20 protein-coding genes are annotated in these 19,505 nt (G+C 58.4%); 4 read left to right on the plus strand and 16 right to left on the minus strand.

Going from position 1 to position 19,505, the window contains the following annotated elements:
* Nucleotides 1-36: 36 nt before the first annotated feature.
* Entirely contained in the window at nt 37-363 is a 327-nt protein-coding gene (gene cyaY, locus FHP89_RS05680; RefSeq protein ID WP_144175452.1) for an iron donor protein CyaY, read from the minus strand.
* 47 nt (nt 364-410) lie between these two features.
* On the opposite strand from cyaY, the gene lptM reads away from it, so the two are divergent.
* Both lptM and lysA read left to right on the plus strand, forming a co-directional pair.
* The gene (gene lptM, locus FHP89_RS21335) at nt 411-557 is read left to right on the plus strand and encodes an LPS translocon maturation chaperone LptM (RefSeq protein WP_144309075.1); all 147 of its coding nucleotides are present in this window, start codon (nt 411-413) and stop codon (nt 555-557) included.
* An 11-nt stretch (nt 558-568) separates the two neighbouring features.
* Nucleotides 569-1,813, plus strand: coding sequence for a diaminopimelate decarboxylase (lysA, locus tag FHP89_RS05690; protein WP_260851494.1), 1,245 nt, complete (start codon nt 569-571; stop codon nt 1,811-1,813).
* A gap of 90 nt (nt 1,814-1,903) precedes the next feature.
* Here lysA and FHP89_RS05695 read toward each other — a convergent pair whose 3' ends face one another.
* The 6 genes from FHP89_RS05695 to rfbB form a co-directional block, all read right to left on the minus strand.
* A complete protein-coding gene (locus tag FHP89_RS05695; protein WP_186300819.1) occupies nt 1,904-2,638 on the minus strand; it encodes a PEP-CTERM sorting domain-containing protein in 735 nt (244 codons plus the stop codon).
* A 309-nt stretch (nt 2,639-2,947) separates the two neighbouring features.
* Entirely contained in the window at nt 2,948-3,307 is a 360-nt protein-coding gene (locus tag FHP89_RS05700; RefSeq protein WP_144175443.1) for a hypothetical protein, read from the minus strand.
* 181 nt (nt 3,308-3,488) lie between these two features.
* Nucleotides 3,489-4,385, minus strand: a complete 897-nt coding sequence (gene rfbD / locus FHP89_RS05705; protein ID WP_144175441.1) for a dTDP-4-dehydrorhamnose reductase — start codon at nt 4,383-4,385, stop codon at nt 3,489-3,491.
* A complete protein-coding gene (gene rfbC / locus FHP89_RS05710; RefSeq protein WP_144175439.1) occupies nt 4,382-4,927 on the minus strand; it encodes a dTDP-4-dehydrorhamnose 3,5-epimerase in 546 nt (181 codons plus the stop codon). Before rfbC ends, rfbD begins: the two co-directional genes overlap by 4 nt.
* On the minus strand, nt 4,927-5,820 hold the full coding sequence (rfbA, locus tag FHP89_RS05715) for a glucose-1-phosphate thymidylyltransferase RfbA (RefSeq protein ID WP_144175437.1): 894 nt from the start codon (nt 5,818-5,820) through the stop codon (nt 4,927-4,929). The genes rfbC and rfbA overlap by 1 nt, the downstream gene beginning before the upstream one ends.
* A 111-nt stretch (nt 5,821-5,931) precedes the next feature.
* Nucleotides 5,932-6,990 carry a dTDP-glucose 4,6-dehydratase gene (rfbB, locus tag FHP89_RS05720; RefSeq protein WP_144175435.1) on the minus strand — a complete coding sequence of 353 codons (1,059 nt, stop codon included), beginning with the start codon at nt 6,988-6,990 and terminating at the stop codon, nt 5,932-5,934.
* A gap of 282 nt (nt 6,991-7,272) precedes the next feature.
* Between rfbB and FHP89_RS05725 the strand changes: the two genes are divergently transcribed.
* Both FHP89_RS05725 and FHP89_RS05730 read left to right on the plus strand, forming a co-directional pair.
* A complete protein-coding gene (locus FHP89_RS05725) occupies nt 7,273-7,563 on the plus strand; it encodes a CopG family ribbon-helix-helix protein (protein WP_144175433.1) in 291 nt (96 codons plus the stop codon).
* Nucleotides 7,551-7,841 carry a type II toxin-antitoxin system RelE/ParE family toxin gene (locus tag FHP89_RS05730; RefSeq protein WP_144175431.1) on the plus strand — a complete coding sequence of 97 codons (291 nt, stop codon included), beginning with the start codon at nt 7,551-7,553 and terminating at the stop codon, nt 7,839-7,841. The genes FHP89_RS05725 and FHP89_RS05730 overlap by 13 nt, the downstream gene beginning before the upstream one ends.
* Before the next feature lie 167 nt (nt 7,842-8,008).
* On the opposite strand, the gene FHP89_RS05735 is transcribed toward FHP89_RS05730, so the two are convergent.
* From FHP89_RS05735 to FHP89_RS05775, 9 genes are all read right to left on the minus strand, one after another.
* Entirely contained in the window at nt 8,009-9,418 is a 1,410-nt protein-coding gene (locus FHP89_RS05735) for an MBL fold metallo-hydrolase RNA specificity domain-containing protein (RefSeq protein WP_144175429.1), read from the minus strand.
* An 82-nt stretch (nt 9,419-9,500) separates the two neighbouring features.
* Nucleotides 9,501-10,646 carry a DUF1972 domain-containing protein gene (locus FHP89_RS05740; RefSeq protein ID WP_260851495.1) on the minus strand — a complete coding sequence of 382 codons (1,146 nt, stop codon included), beginning with the start codon at nt 10,644-10,646 and terminating at the stop codon, nt 9,501-9,503.
* A 23-nt stretch (nt 10,647-10,669) separates the two neighbouring features.
* Complete coding sequence (locus tag FHP89_RS05745; protein WP_144175427.1) at nt 10,670-11,896, minus strand: glycosyltransferase family 4 protein; 1,227 nt, start codon at nt 11,894-11,896, stop codon at nt 10,670-10,672.
* A gap of 58 nt (nt 11,897-11,954) precedes the next feature.
* Complete coding sequence (locus tag FHP89_RS05750) at nt 11,955-12,725, minus strand: hypothetical protein (protein ID WP_144175425.1); 771 nt, start codon at nt 12,723-12,725, stop codon at nt 11,955-11,957.
* Nucleotides 12,722-14,038, minus strand: coding sequence for an O-antigen ligase family protein (locus tag FHP89_RS05755; protein WP_144175423.1), 1,317 nt, complete (start codon nt 14,036-14,038; stop codon nt 12,722-12,724). Before FHP89_RS05755 ends, FHP89_RS05750 begins: the two co-directional genes overlap by 4 nt.
* Nucleotides 14,031-15,290, minus strand: coding sequence for a glycosyltransferase (locus tag FHP89_RS05760; protein WP_144175421.1), 1,260 nt, complete (start codon nt 15,288-15,290; stop codon nt 14,031-14,033). Before FHP89_RS05760 ends, FHP89_RS05755 begins: the two co-directional genes overlap by 8 nt.
* A complete protein-coding gene (locus FHP89_RS05765; protein ID WP_144175419.1) occupies nt 15,287-16,567 on the minus strand; it encodes a polysaccharide pyruvyl transferase family protein in 1,281 nt (426 codons plus the stop codon). The genes FHP89_RS05760 and FHP89_RS05765 overlap by 4 nt, the downstream gene beginning before the upstream one ends.
* A 37-nt stretch (nt 16,568-16,604) precedes the next feature.
* Complete coding sequence (locus FHP89_RS05770) at nt 16,605-17,972, minus strand: Coenzyme F420 hydrogenase/dehydrogenase, beta subunit C-terminal domain (protein ID WP_186300229.1); 1,368 nt, start codon at nt 17,970-17,972, stop codon at nt 16,605-16,607.
* Between the two features lie 22 nt (nt 17,973-17,994).
* Nucleotides 17,995-19,470: a lipopolysaccharide biosynthesis protein gene (locus FHP89_RS05775; protein WP_144175415.1), complete on the minus strand. Its 1,476-nt coding sequence runs from the start codon at nt 19,468-19,470 to the stop codon at nt 17,995-17,997.
* Between the last annotated feature and the right edge of the window lie 35 nt (nt 19,471-19,505).

Raw genomic sequence — 19,505 nt, forward strand, 5'->3', positions numbered from 1 at the left:
GGCAACACCCTCATGTCGCCCCGCCTTTTTTATTGATCAGGCCGCCGGCATCACCGTTACCGCACGGCCGCCCTGGTCGCTGGTCACCCGCGACAGCACGATATACAGCTCCTCGCCACCGCGCGTATCCACCCACTGCCCATTCTGCAGCCGAAAGTGAAAGCCGCCGCTGCGTGCCGCCAGCCAGATTTCCTGCGCGGCCACATGGCGATTGATCACCAGCTTGCTGTCATCGTCAAAGCTCACCTCGAGCACACCGCCCGGCTGCACCTCGACATCCAGCTCCGCGCCGCAGGCTTCCAGCGCGTATTCGATCTTTTCCAGTTCCCGCTCTGCCACGGCAACAAATGTCGATTCATCCATGCCTCACCCCCTTTCTGCTACGATTTTGCTTTTTTTCCGGCCCATCAATGACGATCCGACGCGCCGTCCTGTTTTTCGCCCTGCCCTTCCTGCTGGCTGCCTGCGGCATCAAGGGCGATCTTTATATTCCGGAACGACCCGCTGCCAACGCTGCGGATAGTACCAAACCCCAAGCCCCCCGCTCCGCACAATGACCGCCTATCCCATGCCGACCCTCACGGGCGACGCCGCCCTGCAGGTCGAAGCCGTTCCGCTGACCGCCATTGCCGAACAATTCGGCACGCCCACCTACGTATACTCCCGCGCGGCGCTGACAGAAGCCTTTCAAGCCTATCAGCACGCGCTGGCCGGTCGTCGGGCGAGCATCTGCTATGCCGTCAAGGCCAACTCCAACCTCGGCATCCTCAACGCCTTCGCCCGCCTCGGTGCGGGTTTCGACATCGTCTCGGGTGGTGAGCTGCAGCGCGTGATCGCTGCCGGCGGTGATGCTGCCAAGGTGGTGTTCTCGGGCGTGGGTAAAACCTCGGACGAAATGCGTCAGGCGCTGGACGCAGGCATTCGCTGCTTCAACGTCGAATCCGCAGCAGAGCTGGACCGGCTGGCCCATGTGGCCGCCGAGTGCGGCAAGGTCGCGCCGATCGCCTTCCGGGTCAATCCCGACGTCGACCCCAAGACCCACCCCTACATCTCCACCGGGCTGAAGAACAACAAGTTCGGAGTTGCCTTCGACGACGCCCTCGCGCTCTACCGCAAGGCCGCCACGCTGCCGAGCATCGCCATCAAGGGCATCGCCTCGCACATCGGCTCGCAACTGCTCGACCCCGCCCCCGCCGGCGAAGCCGCCGAGCGCGTGCTCACGCTGGTCGAGCAACTGGCCGCCGAAGGCATCACCCTCGCGCACATCGATATCGGTGGCGGCATGGGCATTCGCTATTCCGACGAAACCCCGCCGGTCGCCGACGACTACCTCGCCCCCGTACTCAAGGCACTGGCCGAGCGCAGCGAAGAAATCCTGCTCGAACCGGGCCGCTCACTGGTCGGCAACGCCGGCCTGCTGCTGACCCGAATCGAATACCTCAAGCCGGGCCAGGAAAAGCACTTCGCCGTCGTCGACGCCGCCATGAACGACCTCGCCCGCCCCGCGCTCTACGACGCCTTCCATGAAGTCGTGCCGGTCATCGCGCGCGACCTGCCCGCCCAGACTTACGATGTGGTCGGCCCCATCTGCGAAAGCGGCGACTTCCTCGCCCGCAACCGCGCACTCAAAGTCGCCGACGGCGATCTGCTCGCCATTCTCTCGGCCGGCGCCTACGGCATGACCATGGCCAGCAACTACAACACCCGCGCCCGCGCGGCGGAAGTCATGGTCGACGGCAAGCAATGCCATCTCATCCGCGAACGCGAAAACATCGCCGACCTGTTTGCGCTGGAGCGGCGCCTGCCAGACTGAAACCACACCGACGTGCAGCAACGCGTAAAAAGGGCGCTGAATCGTAGAGATTCAGCGCCCTTTTGCCATGCATTGAAACCGCGTCAGATGCTAGCCCACGTGCTTGCGACGTCGCGCCACCGCAGAGACCACCCCCAAGCCAGCAAGCAGCATGGCGTAGGTCTCGGGCTCCGGCACCGGCGCCATCACCGTGAACGCCGTTAGATTGGGCGCCATCAGCGACACATCGCCGCTCGACAGTTTGGCCCACTGCGACGGATCGCCGACGCTCTCCGCATAGCCACCAAAGCCACCGGCGCTGCTGCGGTCACCGGTGTATTCCGCAAACTTGACCGTCCCGCCAAGCGCAATCGCCTTCGCCTCAAGGCCCGACCCAGCAATCTCACTGGCAAAGCTTGTGCCATAGCCCAGCGCCGCCAGAGGCAGCACCCCGCCAACACCGTCGTCGCGATACAGCATCACGCTCTCGTTGGTTTGCGCCAGCGAAAAGCTCCCACTTCGCGACACCGTGCCATGCGACACCGCCACATTGGCGGCCGAGTCCACCGCCGAAAAACGCACCACACTGCCGGCCGATAGCGCACTCGACAAGGTCCAGCTGAGCACGCCCTCACCCGAATCAAACGCCCCACCAGCCCCCACCGTCAAACCGTTCCAGCTTTTGTCGGTCACAAACAGTTGCGTACCGGCGATCAGATCAACAAATGATGCAAGGGCAAAGCCATCTTCACTCGCGTTGATCGCCACAAACGACAGATCACCCACGCCAGGCACCGCAGCAGACGCCGGAATGGCAACCATCGACAGCCCGACCGAAAACGCCATCAAATATCCGTTTTTCATTATTTTTTTGACCTCTAATCATGTGGAGGCCAAACCTTACAGCAACGCACATGTCATATGCAAATGGATTTTTCGTTGCGCCCGACTCGGCGCCGTCGCGCTCTGGGCAAAGCGGTGGTCATGTCAGCGTCGTAGGGTGGTTTGCTTTGATGCCCCCCAAACGGGCGGTGCCGCGCAGGACGGCGCCGGTCGGTTGGATTGCTTGCCAGGTGGTGATCGGTGGTGGACGTGCCCGATGCGGATGATCTGGGCTCGAGTCGGTCGTTGCTGGTGGGCGGCGAGCCGCCCAGCCTACGTGGCGGGGGGTGTATCCGGCGTTTCGGCGCGGGCGATGTCGCTGAGTTGGAGGAGCGCGTGGCCGAAGGCTTTCCAAGCGTGGCCGCCGTGGGAGTGGATGCCGATGGTGGCGCTTTCGGCCATGGTTTTGAGCATCAGCACGCCCAAGGCGAACAGTTCGCCCTTGGCTTTGAGCCGGGGGTTGGGGTCGCGCACCAAGGCTTCGATGTGTTTCGGTGTGCAGCTCAGGGCTTCGCGTGCGAGGGCCATCATTTGGGCCTCGTCGTCCCAGTCGAGGCCAAGCACCAAGCCGCGCACCACCATTTCGCGATCAAGCGCGGTGGCGTCTCTTTGATAGTTTTCAAATCCGCTCATCGGGATCCGGTTTTTCGACAAACGTCGGGCGGATAAGCCGCAGGCGCATCCACCGTGGTGCGGCTTCGTTGCGATGGCGGCGGATGCGCTTCGCTTATCCGCCCGACGCGGTGCCAACATCGGGGTTTTGGCGCGATCGGCAATCGCCGATCGATGCGCACCCGGGTCCGCCCGACGCGATTCATGGGGCGATCCGCTCTTCGAGGCAACGTAGCAGCGCGTCGCGCCAGTGGGGCATAACGATGCGGGTTTCTTCCGCGAGCCGCGCGCTGTCGAGCCGCGAGTTGTGGGGTCGCGCGGCGGGCGTTGGGTAGGCGCTGGTGGGGATGGATTCGATCTCGCGCAGCTTCCACGGGTGATCGGGCCAGCGCTGCACGGCGAGGCGGTGGATCTCTTCGGCAAAGCCGTGCCAGGTCGTCTCGCCGGCGGCGCTGAGGTTGAAAGTGCGCTGCACCGGATCGCCTGCGGCGGTCGCCGTTTGCGCCCAGCAGATCAGCCCGGCGGTGGCGTCGGCGATGTTGCGGGCCCAGGTGGGGGCACCGTGCTGGTCTCCCACCACACGCAGGGCTTCGCGCTCGGCGAACAGGCGCAGCATGGTGGCGACAAAGTTTTGCCCGCGCGCGGCGTACACCCAGGTGGTGCGCAGGATCAGGTGATCGCAGCCGGAGGCGGCAATCGCCGCCTCGCCGGCCAATTTGCTGGCGCCATAGACATTGAGCGGCGCGGTGGCATCGGTTTCGGTATAGGGCGTGGCCTGGCGGCCATCGAACACATAATCGGTGGAGTAATGCACCAGCAGCGCGCCCAATTCGCGAGCGGTATCAGCCAACGCCCCAACCGCTTCGGCGTTGATGCGGTGGGCCAGCTCGGACTCGCTCTCGGCCTTGTCCACCGCGGTGTAAGCCGCGGCATTCACGATCACGTCCGGCGCGTAGCCCGCCACCACGGCGGCGGCCGCTTGCGGGTCGGACAGATCGCAGGCGGCGCGGTCGAGCGCCACCACTTCGCCCAGCGGCATCAGGCTGCGCGCCAGCTCCCAGCCCACTTGCCCGGTCGCGCCGGTGACGAGCAGCTTCATGCGAACACCTCGGCATCCTTGAGCAACACCCCGGCCTTGTCCTTGCCCGAGAGCAGCGGTTCGCCGGGCAGCGGCCAGTCGATGCCGATGGCAGGGTCGTTCCACAACACGCTACGCTCATGTTCGGGCGCGTAGTAGTCGGTGGTTTTGTAGAGGAAGTCGGCGCTGTCCGACAGCACCAGAAAGCCGTGCGCAAAACCCGGTGGCACCCACAGCTGGCGGTTGTTGTCCTCGCTCAGCTCCACCCCCACCCAGCGGCCGAAGTTGGGCGAGCTGCGGCGCACATCCACGGCCACATCAAACACCGCGCCGCGCACCACGCGCACCAGCTTTCCTTGCGCCTGCTTGATTTGATAGTGCAGGCCGCGCAACACGCCCTGCGCGCTGCGCGAGTGGTTGTCCTGCACAAAGGGCAGGTCCACGCCGGTGGCCTCGGCAAAGGCTTTGGCGTTAAAGCTTTCGAGAAAGAATCCGCGCGCATCGCCGAACACTTTGGGCTCGATGATCATCACTTCGGGCAAATCGGTGGCGGTCACTTGCATCAGAACACCCGGTCTTCGAGCAGTCGCTTGAGGTACTGACCGTAGCCGTTCTTGGATAGCGGCGTGGCCAGTTCGGCGAGCTGTTCGCCGGTGATCCAGCCTTTGCGCCAAGCGATTTCCTCCGGACAACCCACCTTGAGGCCTTGCCGTTTTTCCAGCGTCTGGATGAACATGCCGGCTTCGAGCAGGCTCTCGTGGGTGCCGGTGTCCAGCCAGGCGTGGCCACGGCCCATCACCTGCACGTCGAGTGCGCCCCAGTCGAGGTATTGGCGGTTCACATCGGTAATTTCCAGCTCGCCACGCGGGCTGGGCTTGAGATTGCGGGCTACGTCGACCACGCGTTCGTCGTAGAAGTACAGACCGGTGACGGCGTAGCGGCTCTTGGGCTTGGCGGGCTTTTCTTCCAGGCTCACCGCGCGACCTTCGGCGTCGAACTCGACCACGCCGTAGCGCTCCGGGTCGAGCACCGGGTAGGCAAACACGCTGGCGCCGGCGGCGTTGGTGCTGGCCGAGGCCAGGCCCTTGGCAAAATCGTGGCCGTAGAACAGGTTGTCGCCCAGCACCAGCGCGCTCGGCCCGCCGTCGATAAAGTCGGCACCAATGATGAATGCCTGCGCCAGCCCGTCGGGGCTTGCCTGCACGGCGTATTGCAGGTTCAGGCCCCAGCGCGCGCCGTCGCCCAGCAACTGCTCGAAGCGCGGCGTGTCCTGCGGGGTGGAGATGATCAGGATGTCGCGAATGCCCGCCAGCATCAGCGTGCTCAGCGGGTAGTAGATCATCGGCTTGTCGTACACCGGCAGCAGTTGCTTGGAGACGGCCAGCGTGGCCGGGTGCAGCCGGGTGCCCGAGCCACCGGCCAGGATGATGCCCTTGCGGGCGCGGGTATTGCTCATGTCGAGCTCCTGCGATTGGATGTGTCTTTGCTGCGTTGCTGACCGGATGAATCCGGCCCTGCGGTGAATCGGTCGTGCGGTCGTAGGGCCGGATTCATCCGGCCAACGCCCTCAACGCACCGCGTAATTGGTTGCCACCCACTCCCGGTAGGCGCCACTTTGCACGTTGGCGATCCAGGTGGGGTTGTCGAGATACCACTGCACCGTCTTGCGAATGCCGGTCTCAAAGCTTTCGGCCGGCCGCCAGCCGAGTTCGCGTTCGATCTTGCGCGCGTCAATCGCATAGCGGCGGTCATGGCCGGGGCGGTCGGTCACATAGGTGAGCAGGCGCTCATACGGGCCGGCCTCGGACGGGCGCAGCTCGTCGAGAATGGCGCAGATGGTCTTGACGATGGTGATGTTGGGCATCTCGTTCCAGCCGCCCACGTTGTAAGTCTCGCCCAGGCGGCCATTGGCCAGCACGGTTCGGATCGCACTGCAGTGGTCGGTCACATACAGCCAGTCGCGCACATTCATGCCGTCGCCGTAGATCGGCAGCGCCTTGCCGGCCAGCGCATTGACGATCATCAGCGGGATCAGCTTCTCGGGGAATTGATACGGCCCGTAGTTGTTCGAGCAGTTGGTGGTCACCACCGGCAGGCCGTAGGTGTGATGCCAGGCGCGCACCAGGTGGTCGCTGGCCGCCTTGCTCGCCGAGTAGGGGCTGTTGGGCTCGTAGCCGTGGGTTTCGGTAAAGGCCGCTGCGTCGGGCGCCAGCGAACCGTAGACCTCGTCGGTGCTCACATGCAAAAAGCGGAAGCCCGCCTTGGCCGGCTCGGCCATGTCACCCCAGTAGGCACGCGCGGCTTCGAGCAGGGTGAAGGTACCCTCCACATTGGTGCGCATGAACTCGCCCGGGCCATGGATGGAGCGGTCCACATGGCTCTCCGCCGCAAAATGCACGATCGCCCGCGGGCGGTGTTCGTGCAGCAGGGCGTCGACCAGCGCGCGGTCGCAGATGTCGCCCTGCACGAACACATGGCGCGCGTCGCCCTGCAGCGACTTGAGGGTTTCGAGGTTGCCCGCGTAGGTGAGCTTGTCGAGGTTCACCACCGGCTCGCCGCTATTTGCCAGCCAGTCGAGCACAAAATTTGCACCGATAAAGCCGGCGCCGCCTGTTACGAGAATCACGCGTTTCACTCCCCTGCCTGCACCGCCATGTGGGCGCAACTAAATTTCAAATTTGGCCGTAGTTTACCGGACCACGGCGTCATGCCGATGATCGTAGGGTGGTCAGCTTTGCTGCCCGCCAACAACCGTCCGAAGCACCCTCAACCCCCTGCCGGCCCTTCAACCACCGAGGGTGGGCAGCAATGCTGACCACCCTACGAACCCCTTGTCGCGAGCCCGTTGTCCAAACGCCCAAAGCTGCGTAAGGTAATACCTGACACTACCCGCCCACAGGAGGCGACCATGCCCAGCGCTTCAACTCGCCCCGTCGCGATCAAGATCGACGACGCAACCCGAGACCGCGTCAAACGTCTGGCCGAGGCCCGACACCGCACGCCGCACTGGCTGATGCGCCAAGCCATCGAGGAATATGTCGATCGCGAGGAAAAACGCGAGGCGTTCCGGCAAGACACGCTCAAGGCCTGGAACGAATACCAGGAAACGGGCCTCCATGGCACCGCCGACGAGGTTGAAGCCTGGCTTGCCAGCTGGGGCACCGACGACGAAAGCCCGGCCCCCGAATGGCACAAATAAGGTACGCACCGGCCGCCCTCCGCGACCTGCAACGCCTGCGCGAATTTCTGCGCCCCAAAAACCCCCTCGCCGCACAAAGAGCCGCGCAAGCCATTCTGGATGCGATGCGCGTGCTGGCTCGCCAGCCGCACATCGGCCGCCCGGTTGACGACCTGCCCGAAGCCTACCGAGAATGGCTCATCGACTTCGGCGACAGCGGCTACGTCGCGCGGTATCGGTTCGATGGCGACACCGTCGTCATCCTGGCCTTGCGACATCAAAAAGAAGTTGGCTACTGAGCCCATAAACCACGCCTCCTGTCCTCAACCATCTGCCGGCGCATCGAACCGCCGATGGTGGGCTGCGGAGCTGACCACCCTACAAAACCGCTTCGTCGCGTGACGGACCGTCGTCGGGTGGGCGGCTTGCCGCCCACCAAACACCGCATCAGAACCGGCAACACCCATCACCCATTCAACACCGCTACCGCCCCGCCCGTCTCACGCGCCAGGCGCTCGGCCAGGGTACGGCGGGCGTCGTCGTCGCCGTGAATCAAGCGCACCTCGCTCGGCAGATGCCGCATGCGGGTCACAAAGCGCACCAGGCCATCCTGATCCGCATGCGCGGAATAGCCCGACAGCGTATGCACCGCGGCGTTAATCTGAATGCGCTCGCCGTCCAGATCCACATAACCGCCGCGCGGCCCGTAGGTCTGGATCGCCGCGCCGGCCGTGCCGCGCGCCTGGTAGCCCACAAACACCACATCGTGCCGCGCGTCGTGCAGCATCGCCTTGAGGTAATTGACCACCCGGCCGCCCGCGCACATGCCGCTGGCCGCAATCACAATCGCCGGCTCGCCGCTGCGCGCCAGGCGCCGCACATTGGCCTCGTGCGCCTTGTGATCATCAATGGCCACCAGCTGCTCAAACGACAGCGGCTGCCGCCCCGCCTTTACCCGGCGCTGCGCCTCGGCATCCCAAAACGGCTGCAGCTCGCGATACAACTGCGTAAAACGCCCGGCCAGGGGCGAATCCAGATAGATGGGCAGCTTCGCCCAGCGCTCGGCATGGCGCCCCGGCCGCAGCCGCTGGCGATGCAAAATGTCTTCGAATTCGTAAAGGAGTTCTTGCGTGCGCCCAATGCTGAAGGCCGGCACGATGACCGTGCCGCCATTGCCCAGCGCCCGCTCCACCACCGCTTGCAGCCGCTTGCGACGGCTCGCCCGGTTCTCATGATTGCGGTCGCCGTAGGTGCTCTCCAGCACCACCACATCGGCGCGATACGGCGACTTGGGCGCCGGCAGCAGCGGCGCATACGGCGCGCCCAGGTCACCCGAAAACACCACCCGACGCACCGGTTCGCCCGGCCGGGTCCGCTCGCACTCCACATAGGCCGAGCCCAGAATATGCCCCGCCCGCTGCAGCCGAATGCGGCACCGCCCCTGCGGCCCGCTCGCCACCGTCTGCCAGGTTTTCCACGGCACCGGCCGAATGCGCGACTCCACCAATTGCAGATAGCGCTCCACCACCCGTCGGTCACGACTCACCGACAACGCAAACGCATCGGCCAGCACCACCGGCAACAGCTTGGCCGACGCCTCGCTGCAATAGATGGGCCCCTTGAAGCCCGCCGCCAGCAACCACGGAATGCGCCCCACATGGTCGATATGCACATGCGTGGCCACCAGCGCCTGCACCCCGGCCAGATCAAAGCCGATCTCCAGCGCATCCGCCCCATTCCGCCCATCCGGCGACGTCTCCGCCCCCTGAAACAAACCGCAGTCAATCAACAGACTGCGTGCGTCGTCGATGAACAGCTGATGGCAAGAGCCGGTTACGCCATGAAAGGCGCCGTGGTGGGTGATGTTGATGGGCATGTCGTTGGGCTAATCAGAAACAGGCCGGAATAATAACGCAATGCCTACGTCATTCGCGTTAAAAGCGCGACACCAATTGCACTCAAACCGCATGCGTGGCAGACGCGCCCGCAGGGAGATAACCCGAAAGCAGCGCCTCGTAATCGCCCAGGATCTTGTCCCACGTAAAACACTCGCCATGCCGCGCCCGGCTGGCCGCTTGCATCTGCGTGAGCTTGGCACTGTCGGTCAGCAAGGCATCAAAAGCCTTTGCGCACTCATCCGCCCCCGCAAAGAAGCTGGCGCCATCACCTGCCACCCAGCGGTTAAAGCGGTTGTCGTGCGCGAGTACCGCGTTGCCAGCGCCAAGCGCCTCCACCAATGACGGGTTCGTGCCGCCCACCTGATGCCCGTGCACATAAAGCATGCTGTGATAACGCAACGCCGCAACCACCGTCTTGTCGTAAATTGCCCCGACAAACTTCACCTCATCACTCGCCGCCTCGAGCACCCGCCGCTGATAGGCATGGCCGCGGTCGTACTTGCCGAGCACCACCAGCGTGCAGTCGCGCCGCTTGCGCGAAAACGCCGACACGATCTCCAGCAGCGAATTCTCTGGCTCCGCACGCGCAATCACCGTAACAAACCGCCCCGGCGTCAGGCCCAGCTCACGCACCGGCGCCTCATCGGCCGCGTCGATGGCATCGGCACCGTAAGCAATCACGGTCACCTTGTCGCCACGTACTCGCGTTTCCAAATGGCGCTTGATCTCGGGGTGGTCGGCCACCAGATGGTTGCCCAACCAGCAACCGGCCCAGTCATTCAGCCAGAACCAGGTTTTCGCCACCGTGCCCCATTTGGCGCGCGACCACTCAATGCCGTCCATGTTGATCAGGTTGGGCACACCCTTCACCCGGAGCAACGCACAAAACACCGCCGTGTTGTAGCCAAGCGTAAGGCATAAATCACCAAACCGCGCCGCGTGCGCCGTGGCCTGCCAATCAAACACAATCGTGCCCTTCGGCCCAGTCTGCGAGACCGGAATATGCACCCGCTCGACGCCTTCCCATTGATCTTCAAATACCGGGCCGACGCCATCCTCCTGGCAATACACCACAACCCGCCACCCGCGCTTCACCAAAAACAGGGCCAGGTGTTCCGCAAAAGTCTCAAAACCGCCGTGTGCGGCAGGCACGCCTCGCGTGCCGAGAATCCGAAGTGTACTGGTCTTAGCCATATCCAACCGCACTCATCAAGAACTAAAAGTAAGCACTAGACCCGAACGCCAAGTTCTGAATACAGCCCCAGCATCCTGGTCATGTAGATACTCGAACAGAAATTGGTCGTAACAAAGTCTCGGCATTGCCGCCCCATATCCTCGACCCGACGATCATCAAGGGCAGAAAAATAGCTGAGGCAGGCAGCCAGTTCGTCAACATCTCCACTCTCAAAAAGAAGCCCGGTTTCTCTATCCTTGATGAGTTCCGGAATCCCGCCGATGCGCGCTCCGATTGCGGGCTTGCCCATCGCGTATCCTTCCAAAACACTCATAGGGGCGTTCTCGTAGATTTCAGACGCCAGCACCACCGCTCGAGAGTTACTGACTAAAGAACGAAGCGATTCGCCCTGCTGGTAACCGTGAAACACCACTTGCCCCTCCAGGTCTTCAGCAACTTTTTTCAATACATCCTCATCGGGCCCTGTGCCTACGATCTGCAATGAGACGTTAGCTTTGCTAGCCGCTCGAATAACCGTTGCTACGCCTTTGTCGAGCTGAAGACGACCAAAGTAAACAAAGTAGCTTCCTGGCTGATAGCGCGGATCAAAACTCTCGACATGCACATAGTTAGGAATGTGACGAATCTGATCTCCGGACCAACCCCACTCGATCAACTTGTCTCTCATGAATTTACTGGGGGCAACGATCATATCCAGGTTGTTTTTATACAACCCGAGCATCCGATGAACTGACGATTCAAGCGCAACCAAGGCACTTACAGCCAACGAACCCCTGACACAACGGTGTCTTATAGTGTTAAGAAAATTTCCGCCTTTACATCTTTCGCAGATACCTAAATGGTTGACCATTTTATAGCTTGGGCACGCGAGCTTCAGATCATGCGCCGTCATCACAACAGGAATATTCCGACTCTTTAACTCAACAAGAACCGACGGAGAAATATGATGATAAATACAATGCGCATGGGCAACATCCACCGAAAAATCATCCAGCAACTTCGATATATTTCTCTTCGCCTCTAACGAATAGATTACCTTGCCGGCCATAGAGGCCTTCTGAAGAAAGCCATAGCTATGCCCGAATTCTATCTCTCGAACAAAATATTTACCCCATTCAGACGGCTGATTCTTGGGGTGATGCATAGCCATCGATGCTGTACCCCAACCTCGAGCAGCAAACATTGCGTCATGCTCAAGAAAAACGGCATCCGAACCACCACGGCGATAGTTATACGTATTTATTGATAGAAGGCTTGGCATATGCTAGAACCGAATGAATCACTTTTTATAAAACAAGAAGGCAGGCAGTGGCAACAAACTACTCCCACAGAACTCCACTCGAATGAAGCTCAGCCAAATCTTCGTCTGCGGCAGTACTCATTCCAAACCACTCCCAGTCCTTGCCAACCAACTTTAACCGCCCTAAAGAAACACCTTTGTTGGTCTTGTAGCTGTCCCAAGACGCAGTGACACTCACCCAATAGTCCGCCCCAAGCCCAATGAGATAGCCGCCCCCCGTAACGCCGGACGCCATACCCGGCGATCTGGCCTCAAGAATAACTACAAAGCCACAGATCGTTCCCGCCGGCATCTTCTTTCGCCCACTAGCCGGCCAAAAATGAAAAGAACGACCCGCTTGAAATACAACAGCATCGAAACCATTCTGGTGAAGGAACTTCATTGGCTTCGTTGCCGCATTATTTTTGTAGTCGGCCCTAAATTCAGCGCCCTCGATGCGCCCCTTTTGCAACTGAACCCATTTTCGTTCTACGCCGTGGCATATGTAAGTCTGGAAATTTCGAATTTCCAGATCTCCCGGATTACCAACTGTGCCGACACTCCAAAATGCATGCCCCCAACCGGTGGCGGCGGAAAAACCACCTCGGTCGTTTCCAGCCTCGACCTTCGGTGAATCAGCCCAATCGAACGACCTAGGAACCCCCAATGCCGAACTTTCGTGACGTCGATGAAAGTCGTGGTTCAACTCCAACAATTCGGTCAGTGTGATCGCAGATTGCGAAGAGAACGCGGCCCCAGAAGACAAAACATAAAGCAACAGCAAGCGCAGAGTTGTCCTGATCAATCTCATTTCGCCTCCACGAGCGGGCCATCTTCTCTACGGAAGCTGGCACGACGAGCTAAAACGCCGGAACAAAAGAAGAAAACTGCCATCGCGACGAAGTTATCAACCAGATTTTCTGTCATGAAATAGATGGCAACTGCAATCAGCGGGACAGACTCCCAACGCCGACCGCAATGCCAGATAGTCAGAAAAATGGATGCAACAAAACCAACGAAGGCAACAGGCCCGCATTCGACGAGAACTCTAAGATAGTCGTTGTGAGGAATCAGGCCTACCTCGCTCAAACGAGCCGACGCCCCAACGCCCAGTCCAAACACCAGGCTCTCAAATGGCGCGCTTGTGTAGGTCGACCATATATTGAGCCAATGCTTCAATCTAAAGATAAAGGAAACATCTGTTGTCTGAAGCAGTCGGACCAACTCACCGTATGTGACGTTCGCGATATCAATGCGATCTTCAACAATCAACCGAATACTCGTAACTACAGGATTGATGCGCGCGAACACGCCGTAGTCCAAAGGGTAGAAATAGAGTAGCGCCGCACCAACCATGGCGACGCCACCAAGAAACACAATTCTTCTCCCACTCCCTACCCCAAGCAGAAGTGCGGCCATAACGGCCAACAGAACACCTAGCGTACCGAAAGCCGCGCCAGCGGCGAGATAGACAAACAAATTCTTAAGTGGCTCGGGGCGCAATACGTTGAGGAGGGCAATCAGAGTTACCGCAAACAGCCCTGCGTTGTTTCTATTGGCGAAAATGGAAACCTCCCCAATCCCACCAAAACTGATCTTCCCAGTCCCGAGTTGCCAAAGCCAAAGCAATGTGGGTAGAACAACCATCAACCCAAACATCCACCTGACACTAGGCCGACGCCACGTGTCAATTTTGTTTTGAGTCTCGAACGCGGCACCAACCACCAAGAAGAGCGGAACGAGCATCATTTTTATCGCTGTTCCGAAATCGAGAACACTCAAATTCATTGCAGCCGAAGCTACAAATCCGTAGTAATAGAGCGCAAGCGCGATACCAAAGCCAAGGTTCTTCCCCGTCTTGCGCTTTGGCAGATACGCCGCCACCGTCACCAAACACAGAACAATCCCAAACGCGGCCGCATACGACAACGCCTTGAGAAGCCCGGACGAAGCGAACACTGCCAGCGTCTGAAGCGCGACATATGCCGTGATCAAAGTCAGGAAAACATATGTCGGTCCAACCGGCCGCAAGTCACGCGCGCCCCCAACCATCGTCGCTGAAGGACTTCCGCTCCCTTTATAGGCAACAATGGCGTTGTTGGTCGGCGTCGCCGAATCACTCACCACTTTCACTCCTGTGAGGCATCAGCGCTTCGATGCGCTGGATCGCCGACGCCCACCGGAACTGATCTTCAATCAACGTCCGACCGGCGGAGCCGACCTGATCGGCTCTAACTGGATTTGAAAGTATCTCGCTAATGGCCATGGCAAAATCCTCAGTGTTTCGCGGCCGGCAGACAAAACCATGAACGCGATCCACGAAGCCTTCAATGCCGTTAAACGCTGCAACGCCACCGACCACAGGCACGCCTGAAGCCATCGCCTCCAACGCTTTGTTGATTAAGCCGTAACCCTTGAATACCGGACAAATAACGACGGCTGCACTTGCATAGACTGAACGCAGATCGTCCACAAAATCCACATGTTCGGCGCTGCCAACACAACGAATCGCCTCCCGCAACTCTGCCGACGCGCCTTTTCCGATGATCAGCAACTGCGCCGTTTGCGATCTTGCGATCACCGCGGGCCAAACGACGCGCACAAGCCAGTCTGCAATGGCTGCATACTCGCCACTCAGCTCAGCGACGAAAACCACTTTATTGGTGCTTCCGTCTCGCCGAATATCAAAAAAATCTCGCCGCACACCGTTGGGAACAATCGCCACGCGGGCAGCCGTCCCCTCGCCTACCAGTGATTTCATCAACTGCTGATCGGTCTTCGTCTGCATCAAAACGTGGTCAAAATTGCCCAAGGTTCGCTGCTCGACGACAGCGACACGAGACGCCCGAAGTTTGTCCAGCCTGGCCTTCAAAGTCAGCTTCAGCCCGCCAAAATCCTGAGTGCCGCGATAGAAATACTCGGCCGCCGTGCAGTCGCTGACCGCAGCGATACGGCATCCGAAACGATCAACACCAGAACTATTCGCCGCAAGCCACTTGGCCGCCGCGCTATACGGCGACACCAAAAAGACATCGGCTGCGACCCCGGCCAACTCGGGCGACGCGTCCAGACACTCCCAGCCCTGGTTGAACATATCGCGGCCCAGCAATTCATCAACAACACGTTTCAGCTTATGTCGTCGCCGCACACGTATCACCGCAATCTCACCGAAAATTGCCTCGTTTTCGGCAAGAGCCGCCTGATCGACAGGATTTGCCTCATCAGCAAGCAGAACCAACCTCAGGCGGTGTGACTTCATCAAACCTTCGGCATAGTTGAATGTCGGCAGGGTCACTCCGTTTCGGGGAGGAAACGGCAACTGGTCTACCGCCATGAGGATCGAGCGAGCGCTCGAATCACTGACGTGCGCTGTCACGCGATCTCCGCAAAAGTAGCTTCCGCCGCTTCGACCACTCGAGGAAGATGCTTCACCACGTCTGCTCTCAATGCCGGCAACTCCTCAACAAAGCGCTCCAGGCGTGCGCTCAGAAATACCGAGTCGGTTGCGTCGTCAGCGCTCAGGATCAACCAATCCGGCATGCAGAAGTGCTGGAGCAGGCCCTTGAATTTGTCCTGATAAGCAAACGCCATCACAGGCGTACCCTGACCGAGTGCTGCAATCGCCAAGTGCATTCGGCCCGTCACCGCGCCATCGACGTAGGCCATGATTGTCTTGATCTCCGCCGCGCTTGGCGGCACTTCGACGAAATGAACATGATCGCCGAGCGTTGGGCTGAGAACTTTATAAACTTCAGAAAGCGTAGTCATGTCGCCAGACGTGGGGCGATCATCGTGAGGCAACAGAAGCCAACTAACGCCCGACTGTTCAGCTTCTTTGAAAACCGATCTATTTACAGAGTCTATTAAAGCAGGCAACTGCGTCGATCGTGCATCCTGCGGAAACAACATAGGATGAACATTCAGGGCTAACACCAATCGACCGCCCAAACGCTCGTGCTCAATCCATTGAATCGCAGAACGGGAAACATTCTGCAAATTGGAAGCAGGTTCAAGCAAAAACGCGGAATCAGCCACCAGCCTTCCTGGGGAATCTGAGATTCGTTGATAGCGGCCAAAAGACACAGGATCTCTGAGGTTGACGTGCGTACGCTGATCGAGCGCGCGGAACGCATACCTAACAAGTATGGTTGGGGAGCCGTTAAGGCTGAACCCCACAAATGACGCCGCTTTCGCCACTTTCGACAACAGGTCAGCGGCGATAATCATTCGAAGTGACATAACCGGCGAGTAGTAGCCATCCATAATATCTGCGCCGGTAACGAAACCGAAATCTGGATCAATTCTTCTTATTTGGGCACAAAAGTGTAGAGGCATAAAAACACCACCCCACACCGACAGCGTTTTAAATCCCAACTCCGCGCACCTATCAACTGCACCAGGCCCCGAGCACGCCATATAGATCAGCGCATCTGGCTGTCGCTCCAGAATCGCTTTCGTTACAGCAACGACCATTGCCTCATCACCTCTCGCACCGACAAGGTTTTCGGTATCCGACGGAACAACCACTACTCTCGGAGGCAGGCCGCTGTGGTGCGCTTTGCTCACGAACGGAGCCAGCCTAAGATAGCCACGCGCGATCCTCCAAAGAATAAGAAGAAGCACCTGATGGACAAACGATTTAAAACGGGTCATCACAGAAATACGCTCTCAACAATTGTCCATCACAACATCAACCAAAAATGCGGCCAAGCACCCTAAAAGCTTTTCGAACAATTCGCTCAAAGACAGAAACTCGAGAAAGCCTGGCCATCTTTTCAGCATACGGACTCATATCCAGGAAATACAAATTCAAATCATCTTTGCTTTTTGCGCGAAGAAAGCTCTCATGACTCAACGTAGACATTCTCTGACGCAGACGAACGATAGACCGTCTTCGCCGAGTCAAACCAACACTACCAGGAAGAACTCTTTTTATTGGGGCCCAAGTTCCGGCCCTTACCTTTTCCTCAAGCCGGAAAGACAAGCCGTCTCGACGATGTCGAAAGTTTCCGGCATTTGACTCAACCAAATCTCGCGGGGAAAGAGGTTCAAAAGACACATCTCCCCTCTCTTTTCCGCCCACAAAAATCTCGCCTATCGCGGCGTTACGCACGACGACAACGTTCGTTCCTCTCCACTCATTCGCATACTTTGGTAGCCACGCGTCGCCAAAACAAACATCCGCTGTTTCAGCAAATATATCGTCGCAATAATCACACGCTTCTAATTGAAATGCAGCATGCCCCCACAAAGCACCAAATAGTTTGCTAGAAGTTCGCTCGTGCTTTGCGCCACTTTTATCTGTCGCAGAAAATAGATACTCATGCACTTGCTTACCAGGAGCCTTAACACGAAAATCTACAGCGGCAAGGTCTCTAGGAGGGATGCCAAGCTGCCACGCGAGAAGCTCGGCGAAGGCCGGGCTTTTCAAATGACCACATACAAGACCAATTACGAATGGAAAACTATTGCGAACCGAAACATCGTGTTTCGAAAGTAGGCGAAGCGCTTTCACGTGACAAGGCACGCCAACAAAGGCATATCGCTTTGTCGTAGCAAGTGCTTGACGAACAGCACCATCAAAGCTCGCCGCATAGTACTGAGATTTGCGATTTTCAAGGACTTCCTCAACGGATGAGGACACGCAAAAGCCGAACAAATCTCCTTCGTCGCCGCCATCCTTCCCTACGTGCACTACGCCATCAATCTCTCCGCGCGCCAACAATTCAACTAAAAGCCATGTCGTCAGCCCACCTGAACTACTGCCACGAACAACGCTGTCGTCAGAAACGCGGCCCGCATGCAAGGACTCATATTTTCCAATACCAGAATCGAAGTTCTTCGCGCGTGGAAATAGCTCTACACCAAGAACATCCTCATTATCCGAAACAGATGAAACAGGGCAGATACTTGCAATAAATTTTAGTCCATCGCGATCAACATCAGTCAGATTTGCGCGAGGCATTCCGTACTTATCACGAACTATACTAACTTTTGAATTAACCACTGCACAGGCGCCGCACCCAACGCAAATATTGTTCGAGGCAACTTCAATCATTGGCTCATTGCTCTGCATTGTACTAAGCATGGGTTTGGCCTGATGTATGCGTTAGTAAAACTAAAATTGATTTAACCTCTTGCATCAACTTTTCTCCCGCAACTACAGCCCCGGCCAACAAATACGTCACGACAAACACAATTGACAATAAGACCATTCTTAGGAAATCGTCACTACCAGAGATAAACATTAGATCTCGCGACCAGACGACAACCAGGTACGCTATTCCAGAGCATGCGAACCCAGGAATGCTCGCTAACATAACGTTGCGCAATGGAGTCAAAGTCGCTCTCGCTCCTAGATAAAAGCTAACCGGAGTGACGCACAACTGAGCCACAACGTAGCATGCGGCTACATCCGTAATTGTAGAAACAGGCAAAAGCAGAAGAGCGGCGATACCAAAGGCAAACTTCAACACGTTCATGATGAATATTTGACCTGCTTTTCCAATAGCACCAATTGCTGAACTATTAAAAAACTGGACAACTTGCACCGCTCCAAGAAAGCATAACCACCGCGTAACCTGCTGCGCACCATCCCATTGTGGGCCAAAAAGAATGAGGCAAATTTCTGGCGCAAACGCAGCAACCATCGCGAATAGAGGAGTCACTGCAAACGATGAGAGAAACAGAAATCGCAGATAGGATCTGCGCATTCTTTCGACATCCCCAGTCAGCTTTGACAAGGCACTTAGCGCCACATCGATTAGCGTTGACGCCAGCAATTGAAGCATCGTCAAATAGAGCTTAGATCCAACGGCGTACACTCCTAGGCCAGCCAAACCAAACTTTGACAAAATAATAAGATCGATAATTTTCCCAGAGAAAAAATCGAGCAAGCGGCTTCCAAACGCGTTCGTGCTGTATCTGAGAATACTTCTGAAAGACGAAGTTACGAACCGCTGACCCGGCGTCCACAGCGGCTTTCTATAGAGCACCAAGAAGGTAATCACTGCTGTGGCAATCGCCTGCCCGATCAGGCTCGCAGCGCCAAACCCGGCCACAGCCATAACCAGCGCAACGGAACATGAAATCAGACCGGCAAAGAGCGCCGCCTTTGCAGGCGTCTTGAAGTCCATGCTCCGACGCCGCATGGCAATTTCAAAGATGGATGCTGCAGTGAGGGGTGGAATCACCGCGGAGATGGCGATAAGCGATGCCGCGCCGGGAACCTTCAACAACTCAGCGATTTGATGAGAAAAGAAGAAGAGCACTGCCGATGCGACCACTGCGGTCAGCATCGACACGGCGAACGGGAGGTTCAGATCGTCGTGAGACAAGTCCTTTCGCTGGACAATGGCATCCTGAAAACCTTGTTCGGCAAGGATGGCCACGAAGGCGAGGATCAGGATGACCGTTTGCGCGAGGCCGAGCTCTGCAGGGGAGAGGAAGCGTGCAAGCACAAAGAAGACAGCCAGCGCGAAGAGCTTCACGCCCCAACTCTGCATCGCCGACCAGGCGAGCGCGACGGCTGTGCGCTTCTTGAGCTGCTCGGTCACCAAAGCCTCCAGGCGACGATACGACTTTCAATCTC

This window comes from Denitromonas ohlonensis (assembly GCF_007625205.1).
In the GTDB taxonomy this organism is placed as follows: domain Bacteria; phylum Pseudomonadota; class Gammaproteobacteria; order Burkholderiales; family Rhodocyclaceae; genus Nitrogeniibacter; species Nitrogeniibacter ohlonensis.